This is a genomic window from Roseospira navarrensis, assembly GCF_009601025.1.
Lineage (GTDB): Bacteria > Pseudomonadota > Alphaproteobacteria > Rhodospirillales > Rhodospirillaceae > Rhodospira > Rhodospira navarrensis.
Genome location: NZ_WIVE01000175.1, coordinates 1 through 651, shown reverse-complemented (window position 1 = coordinate 651; position 651 = coordinate 1). Strand labels below are relative to the sequence as shown.

General features: G+C 56.4%; 1 pseudogene. It reads right to left on the bottom strand.

The annotated features are described in order from the left end of the window. Positions 1 to 120: 120 nt before the first annotated feature. A pseudogene (locus tag GHC57_RS19170) lies at positions 121 to 564 on the bottom strand (5-methylcytosine restriction system specificity protein McrC); the annotation flags it as partial. Positions 565 to 651 lie beyond the last annotated feature (87 nt).

Here is a 651-nt window from a genome sequence, read left to right as displayed (position 1 = left end):
TCCTGGGCATCGCCACCACCAAAGGCCCAATCTCCTACGATATGTTGATCGCGCCGGAAGCAAAGGGATAAGCCTTTATAAAAATTGTGATATGAACTACGAATGAAGAAGATCCGGGCTTTATGTTTTATAAAATTTGACAATATCAAATAAGCGATCCGATATATATTTCCCATCTGCTACGTTCACTGTCGCCACCGTGAGCCAGCCGTCTTCACCGGTGATGCGATGGAGCGCCTGCCGTCCCTCGGCTCCCTTTAGGTCGGCGTGGTGGGGAAACAGCAGGGTCAGGCGCGGGACGCTGTACAGCCGGCCATAGGCCATCATCTGATATACATCGGCCTGGCTGATCCCCCGCTTCGGATCAGCGACATTGGCCGCAATGCGTTTCCACTTGGTGTCGATGATGTGCACCACTCGGCCGCCCTCCCGGATGAGAATGTCCGGCCGGGTCTGGAACAGGCCCTGTTCGGTCTCGACATCCGTCAGACAGAACAGGCCGCCCCCCTGCAGTGTGACGGTCAGGCCTGTTCCGACCAACGCGCGGCGGATCAGACGGCCGAGGTATTCCTCGAAAGGCTTATCCCTTTGCTTCCGGCGCGATCAACATATCGTAGGAGATTGGGCCTTTGGTGGTGGCGATGCCCAGGA